Annotated in this window: 5 protein-coding genes; all 5 read right to left on the minus strand. The window is 42.6% G+C overall.

Annotation, left to right across the window (positions count from 1 at the left end):
- Positions 1 to 1,747: SusC/RagA family TonB-linked outer membrane protein (locus VF500_RS09735; protein WP_330859490.1), on the minus strand; the 1,747-nt coding region annotated here is incomplete at its 3' end.
- A gap of 227 nt (positions 1,748 to 1,974) precedes the next feature.
- Entirely contained in the window at positions 1,975 to 2,487 is a 513-nt protein-coding gene (locus VF500_RS09740) for a hypothetical protein (protein ID WP_330859491.1), read from the minus strand.
- Between the two features lie 780 nt (positions 2,488 to 3,267).
- Positions 3,268 to 4,788, minus strand: a complete 1,521-nt coding sequence (locus VF500_RS09745) for a RagB/SusD family nutrient uptake outer membrane protein (RefSeq protein WP_330859492.1) — start codon at positions 4,786 to 4,788, stop codon at positions 3,268 to 3,270.
- A 9-nt stretch (positions 4,789 to 4,797) separates the two neighbouring features.
- Positions 4,798 to 8,007: a TonB-dependent receptor gene (locus tag VF500_RS09750; protein WP_330859494.1), complete on the minus strand. Its 3,210-nt coding sequence runs from the start codon at positions 8,005 to 8,007 to the stop codon at positions 4,798 to 4,800.
- Positions 8,008 to 8,356: 349 nt separating this feature from the next.
- On the minus strand, positions 8,357 to 9,227 hold an 871-nt coding region (locus VF500_RS09755), incomplete at its 5' end, for a FecR family protein (protein WP_330859493.1).

Below are 9,227 nucleotides of genomic sequence, written 5' to 3' on the forward strand. Positions count from 1 at the left end.
ATGTAAACAGGTATCTATCCAAAAATGTATAATTTGCTCTGCCAATAAATGATTGCAAAGCTGTTTTGGTAAGTCCGTTACTGATAAACTGCGTAGTAGCCGATTTCAGGTTTTCGTTTTCCAGTACGTCGTTCACAAAACCGTGGCCCTGCAAATCAGATGTGCGTACGGTATTGGTTTCCTGCGTATAACCGGCTACAACATTAATGTGATGCTGCTTGCCAATATTTCTGTCGTAAGTTAAATAGTTTTCGTTGATGAGGTGATCGCCGTTATAGTTGTTGATATCGCCATAGCCCTGAAACAGGTAACCTGTTGATGTGGCGTCCCTTGGCTGGTAGTTATCATTCACCGCATTGCCATGGGTATAGCTGAGTTGTGTTTTTACATTAAGCCCTTTGATGATTTCCCAATTAATGTAGGCTGTACCCAGCAGATCGATAGTTTTGCTTTTGTTAAGCACTTCATTGGCAATTTGCAGCGGGTTACCAAAATCGTTACTGCCGATGTGAAAATATGTACCATCAGGATTAAACGCCGGGAAAACGATGCTCCTGTCAACAGATAAGCCTTGCCCATAGTTTTGGGTTGAAGTAACAATAAGGTTAGTTCCCAGCGTAACGGTAGGTTTAAGCTTTTGCTCCAGGTTTACGCGGCCGGTGTATTTTTTATACCCATTCTGGATAGCCAGGCCCTGCTCGTTATAATAATTTCCGGATATCGAGTACCTTGTTTTATCGTTCCCGCCATCAGCCGAAAGGGTATAATTTTGCGATACCGGGTTACGGTAAACCAGTTTGGCCCAATCAGTATTATACGCCCATTTGGGTTTATTAGGATCAATGCCTCTAAGCTCGGCCAATGAAGGATAATAGGTACCACCATAAACCTGGCCTATAAACAGCGGGGCAATGCCGGCGTTAATGCGGGCCTGATTATCAATAGTAGCGGCTTCAACAGGGTCGTGAAAAACATCGAGCTTATTACCAAGGGTTGATACCGTGGTAAGTGTACTTAGGGTGATATGTGCCTGGCCTGTCTTACCTCTTTTGGTAGTTACCAGGATAACACCGTTAGCTCCCCTTGAGCCATAGATAGCTGCCGACGATGCATCCTTCAAAACATCTATCGATTCGATATCATCCGGGTTGATCTGTTTCAGGTTACCGGCATCGCCCAGCGGCAAACCGTCAACCACCACCAACGGATTGGCATCGGCCCTTGAGCCCAGCCCCCGGATACGGATGGTTGACCCCGAGCCCGGCTGGCCCGATGTTGTTAACACCTGTAACCCGGGCACCTTGCCCTGCAGCAAAGCGTCAACAGATGCCGCCGGGGTTTTGATCAAATCGCTACCTTTTAATGAACCTACCGAACCGGTAACATCACGTTTTTTGGCAGTTCCGTACCCCACAACAACAACCTCATTCAGGTCGCGCTGGGCATTAAGAAGGCTTACATTGATCCTGCTTTGTCCGGCTTCAACTTTTACCTCCCTGGTTTGCATCCCCAGGAATTTAAAAACCAGGATATTGCCGTTACCTGGCAGGCTGATCTTAAAGCTACCCTTCCCATCGGTAGCGGTTTGCGCAGTGCTGCCTTTTACAGCCACTGAAACACCAGGCAAGGTAAAACCCTCCTGGTCGGTGACTACACCTGTAACCTCCTTTTGTTGTGCCATGGCCGTAAAGGCGCAAAGCAAAACCATGAGTATACAGGCAAATTTTGCGTAAATAATTTTCCTCATAAAATTTCAATTGGTTTATGAGGGCAATGTTAGTTTACAGCAAATTTTAAGCGATACAGTATTGTTTCATTGTAGTACACTAATGGTTTATTGATAAAATAAGGCCGATTTCATGGAAAGCTAAAAGCAGAATGCGGAAAGCTAAAAGCCATTTCAGGCTCATGCACGGGCTATTTCAGAAAGGTTATAACAATCCTGCTTATTCGGAGCCAGCTTTTTAATCAATCTTAAACTGATTTTTGGTTATAGCACCTCAATATCCTGATCCGATTAAATTGCTGCAATAAGATAGGATAGCAATTATAAACCGCATTACTTATCAAGATCAGTAATGCAATTAAATAGCGCTCCTGCGCCATAGCTATAATACTTGTGAGCAGAAAAAAGATAAGACAAATAAAATGGTACCGTTCATACATCATAATGGTACTGAGATATCCCTCGGGATTTGCGGTCCGCTGGATAATCGGATGTGCAGGACGGTTCTTCCTTGCCAGCCGGTTTGCAAAATCACCGTACTGAACAAATTTCCGGATAAACCTCACCCCTAAACGCTCATAAAATTTTGTATTATAGCTTAACTGAACTCTATGGAAAAAACTTCTGGAAAGAAATGCGGGAATAACACTTAAACCTATAAACAGGTAAAACCAGGCAGATAAACCTACCGAACACCAATAGGCGAGCAACGCTGCGAAACCAAGTGCCGTCCAGAAGAAATTAATGAATTGATTCATCATATTCATTAGTTCGATAGCCTAATATCGTTATTATCACCGTTCCATTTATCACCCAACATACCCGGCTATTAAACTTTATAACAAAGTCGTTACCAATTTCCGTTATTTTTATTGATCACTCCCGAACATCGAAGTTTATATTTGTAATACCTGAATTGGAGAGTTTTAATACCCCTACGACCCCCACGTCTGCCAAAGCCTGTCGTTGATGGGCTTTTGTATTTTTTATATTACAATTTATTTTTTTGCACAGATGAGCATACATTTGGGGCATAAGTTATTTTAATAGGGGTATTAAATAACTAACACTTCGGCCATGCTTCATAAGGAGCATGGCTTTTTTATGAGATATATTTCGAAATTGCATTAAGCAGTTACCCGCAGATCTATTGTTAAAAGTTAAGAGCAGGCTGCTGATAATCCCGAGATTTCTATCGTATTCACGTCATTTACAGCAATTAAAAAGAAAAGGTGCAGGAAATAAAAAAATAAAAGCCCCAAAGCGCTCGCCGCCGGGACTTTTTCCTAAACCTTATCACATGAGACTTAGGAAGTCTCAGATACACAAATATGCTGATTTAATATTTAATTAAACCATTTCTAAACTAAAAAGACCAACGAAATCATAATTAATTGATGCATAATACAATTCAGAAAGCATATACTAATGCCTAAACAAAAACAGCAATAGACTACCCTTTTTCAGGGGCCTATTGCTGATTGGTATTATATGCAGATCAATTGGAAGAGATTATTTCAACTCCGATACGATCTGCCTGGTTATTTGTAATCAGGATTTTGAATCAGTATTCCGCCGCTCTTATCAATTTCTGTTTGAGGTAACGGCCAGTGGTAAAACTTATCTTCAAAATGATAATTAATAAGGGACGATACAACAGCATTAAGTACCGGCCCGGCAATGTGCCATCTTAACAAATCATAATGACGTAAACCTTCAAAAGCAAGCTCAACACGGCGTTCATGCCTGATGCGTTGGCGCATCTGATCTTTGGTATACCCCGCCGGGTAGGCAGGCATATTTACACGTGCACGTAAATCGGCCATGGCTTTATAAACTGTTGCATCAGGGCCCGCAATTTCGTTTTGGACTTCTGCATACATCAGCATTACTTCCCCTAAACGCAGTATAACTGCATCCTGCTGGCTAAGCGTTGAAAAACCATAAGGCATGTTATTAGGTTCGAGGAATTTTATAATTCCATAGCCTGTGGGCCTGAGGTTTGAAGGGTGGTGCACTTTACCCGGACCAAAATTAACAGAATCGGCATATACAGTTTTACGTAAACGAGGATCTCGGTTATTGAACTGGTTTTTAGTATCGGTTAACGGCGAAGTGCCATAAGGCTGTCCATCAGTACACTCATAAGCATCTACCATATTTTGCATTGGCGCACAGGCATCCCAATCGCCATAATACATATCCCATGGAGCAGTATTGTTTGGCGCGAGGAAGTTAACCGAAAACATAATTTCGGTGTTGTTTTTCTGGGTAGCATCCCTGAAAATATCCTCAAAATTGGTGCTTAGCTTGTATTGGCCCATCAAATCAAGGCAAAGGTCCCGTACCTGGGTTAATACAGTGGCATCCGGCGTACCGGTGTTGCCAAAGGCGGCAAATAATAAAACCCTCGCCTTTAAGGCTTTTGCTGATGAAGCAGCCGCGTGTCCTCCGTTAGCGTAATAAGCATTGGTGCTCAAATTTGCAATGCCATAATCCAGATCGGCAGTGATCTGAGCGAGTACCTGCGCGGCGGGTACTTTAGGCTGCTTTTGATTGCTCAGGTCAAGCGGCTGTACTACCAACGGCACATCGCCATAAATACTGTATAACTGAAAATATAGGAAAGCCCGGATAAACCTTACTTCGCCCTCATAAACTTTACGCTGGCTATCAGAAATATCAGCCCCTTTGTAACTACCTAAATTTTGCAGAAACAGGTTCACCCTTGCAATACCGGTATAGCTATCGTTATAAATGGCGGTTTCGTAACCACCTGTGGTAGGGTTAAAGTTACCTTGTACAAAATCCTTAGCTGCGCCCGAATTGAACTGGTTATACCCGTTATCTGTAAAGCCATCCCTGAAGCCCATGCCATAAGAAAATTCTTCTGATTGAAGGGATGCATAAACAGCAGCCAAAGCCGCATCAAAATCCGCTTTCGTTTTATAGAAAGTTGAGGTGGCGATCTGATCGTTGGGGTTCAGATCAAGCGCCTTTTTACATGCGCCTAAAAACAGCGATGTAATTAATATAATGGTTATTATAATTCGATTTTTCATGTGGGCTAATTAAAAAGAGACGTTCAAACCAAAAGAGTAGATTTTATTTTGCGGGTACTGCACCTGATCGCCACTGCCATAACGTTCAGGGTCCAGACCCTTGAATTTGGTTATGGTTAACAGGTTATCACCGGCGAAGTAAACCCTTAACCGGTTAATACCTATCTTTTTGGTAAGCTGCGCCGGAATGGTGTAACCAAACACCAGGTTTTTAAGCCTTAAGTACGATGCATCCTGCAGGAAATATGAAGACCGGCGACCGATTTTATCCGGTGCACTTTGGCCGAAATAAAGACGTGGCATAGTGGTTGAAGGATGCTCAGGTGTCCAGGCGTTCAACCAATCTGTAGTTGGCGATGCACCCTGTACAAAAGGTATAGTTCCCCAGCCTGATACGTATGATTTAACACCATAAACGCCTTGCATCATGGCCGAAAGATCAAAACCTTTAAAGCTGGCCGATAAGTTAAATGAGTAGTTTAATTTTGGATAAACACCGCCAATAATTGTACGGTCATTTTGATCAATTTTACCATCACCGTTTACGTCTTTATATTTTAAGTCGCCCGGTAAGGTGGAGTCAGAAAACTGTTTAGGAGAATTAGCTACTTCTGCTGCCGATTGGAATATCCCAACAACCTGCAGCATATAGAATGAATTCCATGGCTGCCCGTTTTGGTTGATCTTATAATCGTTAATTTCGGTTTGGCCAAATTTCACCAGTTTATTTGTGTTATGGTCAACGTTTGCTCCTACGTTAAAGGCTAAACCTCTTAACGCACCATCAGTTATAACGTTATTATATGATATACCAAGCTCAATACCCCTGTTATTTACGGAGCCATCATTAATAGTAGGTGCGCTTAAGCCCACAGCTGCGGTAACCTGGGCCTGCCTTAAAATATCGGATGTTGTTTTATTATACCAATCGGCAGTTAAGTTAAAGTTTTTGAAAACCGTAACATCCAAACCGATATCGGTCATAGTGGTAGTTTCCCACTTAATAGCCGGATTGTTCAGATTTTGCTGGGCTACACCGGTTACCAATGTTGAATTATCAAAAGAATAGTTACCGGTGAAATTCAACAAGGCCTGGTATGGATAATTGGCTCCGTAGCCGTTAATTACTATATTTTGATTCCCCAGTTGTCCCCATGAACCTCTTAATTTGAAATTATCCAGCCAGGTTAAATTCATGGCTTTTACAAAAGGCTCTTCGGTAACCCGCCATCCTGCCGAAAACGAAGGGAATATGCCCCATTTGTTTTTACCTGCAAACTTTGAACTTCCGTCATCACGAATGTTGCCTTCTAACAGGTAACGCCCCTTATAATCATAATTTAAACGACCGAAGTAGGACATCAAAGCCCATTGATTACTGGTTCCACCGGCATTTTGTATGTCAGAACCACCTGCATTCAACTCCTGCAGATCCAGATCGGGGAAGTTTTTGCGATAGCCTGATAGGTATTGGTACTTACTTTGCTCAATACTATAACCAAATTGCGCCTTAATGTTATGCCCATGAAAATTGTGCGCATAGTTTAAATAGCTGAACAAATTGGTGTATACAGTTTGTTCGTCCTGCTCGGTTAAACCTTTACCAAGGTCAAGCGATGTTGCCAGTTGGTTAGTCTGGAAATTATATTCATCAAGGGTGGCTTTAAAATCCTTGTATTTATCCATGTTAAAGTTCACCGCCCCTTTGGTGTACCAGGATATATCTTTAGTAAACTGAACCTCAAACCAACCCTGCGCGTTTGCGGCGTAATCATTGGTGATCCTTCTGAAGTTTTGATCCAGTACCGCTATAGGGTTTTTGTTGTTATACTCAAAGTCATAAGCTTTATAAGTGTAATGTCCGCTGCCATCGGCTAAATAAGGGCCATAAGTTGGGGCTTGTGACATAGCCGACAGGAAAAGGTCCATTGAAGAACCATCCCATTGGCTGGGTGATGAAGGATTACCAGCCACGGCGCCCCTGGTGCCTGATTTTAATAATACGTTGGTGCCAAATTTTATATGATCATTGATCTTTGAAGTTAAATTGATACGGGCACTGTAACGTTTATAATCAAATCCCCTTTCAATACCATCCTGATCAACATATCCTAACGATACGTTGTATGTAGTTTTTTCACTACCGCCGCTAAATGTCAGGTTGTGGTTTTGTGTTACAGCCGTTCTGAATATCAGGCTTAACCAATCGGTATTAGGATAACGGACCTTATTTGTAGCATTACGGTATAATTCGATCTGATCCTGCGGATAAAGGGAGCCGGGGTCTGTAGTGCCGCTATTAATACGTGCCTGGTTAAACATCTCCATATATTGGGCCGAGTTGGTTACCAGTTTAAACATTTTAGTAGGACTGTTGTAGCCTAAGTTACCATCATAAGTAACAGACATTTGCCCGGCTTTACCTTGTTTGGTTGTTACCAACACTACGCCGTTGGCAGCCCTTGAACCGTATATAGATGCAGAAGCCGCGTCTTTCAACACCGATACATTGTCGATATCGGTTGGGTTAAGGTCGCTAAAGTTACCGGGAACACCATCGATCAATACCAATGGATCTGAACCCGCGCCGCTGAAAGTACTGTTACCGCGGATGCGGATAGATACGGCCTCATTTCCCGGCTCGCCAGAGCCCGTGTTTACCTGTACACCCGGGGCCAGGCCTTCCAGCATAGAGGCGGGATTAACAATAGGGCGTTTATTCAGTGTTTCGCCGCTTACGGATGATACAGCACCGGTAAGGTTCGCTTTCTTTTGGGTACCGTAACCCACCACCACAATTTCATTAAGTGCCGATGTTTGTTCTTTAAGCACTATATCAATTTTGGTTTGATTACCGACGGTAACCTCCTGGTTTACAAAACCGACGAAGGAATAAACCAATACAGCGTTATTATCATTTACGGTAACGGTGTAATTACCATCTATATTGGTCTGTACGCCTGTGTTTGTACCTTTAACCTTTATAGTTACACCCGGCAATGGCGCTCCTTTCTGATCTTTTACCGTACCTGTAATCGTTATCACCTGTGCCGGTTTCCTTTCAACCGGTTTGGGTGTAACCACAATGGTGGTATTGTTAATAACATAACTAAATGGCTGATCACGGAAGCATTCGCGCAGCGCTTCGTCCAATCCTGCATCTTTAAGGTCGATATTTACGGGCTGAGCTTTCTTCAGCATTTTGGAATTATAAAGCACACTGTATCCGCTTTGCCTGTGAATATCTTTAAGCGTTTCAACGAGCGAAGCGTTGCTTTTACTTAAGCTTATTCTTTGTGCAAATGTGGTTGTGGCACTTACCTGAAGTATCGAAACCAGACACAAAAAAGAACGACAATTTCATGATCAGAAATATTTTTGATACAGCACGGGGTATCTGCCCGCGCTTTAATGCAGTAGAATTTTTGTACATTTGAATGTTAGGTTAAATAATTGGTTGTGAGAAAAATGATCGTTAACTGACCTGATTGCTATCCGTAGCATGTGCCAGGGGCGGTGCGAACGCTCCTGGTTATTTCTTTAAGGATAGCATTATGTAAGTATGAGGTTACTTCATAATGATAACCCTCCTTCCTTCAATTTTGTAGTGGATACTGCCGGTAAGCTTAATATTATCAAGCAACTCTTTAATATCCTTGTATTTTGATATGGTACCGCCAAATTCATTTTCCTGAACTTCGGCATCCTGGTATTGAATATCTACGTCATACCAGCGGCTCACCTGCTTCATGATATTTATAATACTTTGGTCATGAAATATAAAAAAGCCGTTTATCCAGGCCATATTAGCCTCAACATCGGCCTGGCTTACTTTTATTGATGAACCGTTTTGGTTTACAGTTCCCTGTTGTCCCGGCAAAAGCATCACGGCGGCTGTACCTTTACTCATTTTAACAGAGCCCTCCAGTAACGTGGTGGTTATATCCGGGTTATCGTTATAGGCGTTAATATTAAAGTGGGTGCCAAAAACCTGCACTTGTGTGCCATTGGCCTTAACTATAAATGGATGGGCTTTATCTTTAGCCACTTCAAAATAGGCCTCTCCGTCCAGTTCAATTTCACGATTGGCCCCGTTAAAAAGCTCAGGAAATTTGATTGACGACGCCGCGTTGAGCTGTACTTTGGTACCATCTTCCAGTATAACCTGGTACTGGCCTCCACGCGGGGTGGTGATGGTATTAATTTCGGGGACGGCGGCACTCCCTTGCCCTCCTGGCTTCATGTCAAATTTATAAACCACTACACCATTGGCGGCTTTACTCACTTTTACGCCGGCACTCGCCGCTAATTGGCCATTTTTAGCATCATCAAGTACTATTTTACTGCCGTTTGCCAAAGTTAGATAGGCCTTGTTGCTGCCGGGCAGTATGGTTGTTTCATCTTTTTTTGCGATAATATTGGTATCATTATTCTTTTTA

This window comes from Mucilaginibacter sp. (genome assembly GCF_036383575.1).
In the GTDB taxonomy this organism is placed as follows: domain Bacteria; phylum Bacteroidota; class Bacteroidia; order Sphingobacteriales; family Sphingobacteriaceae; genus Mucilaginibacter.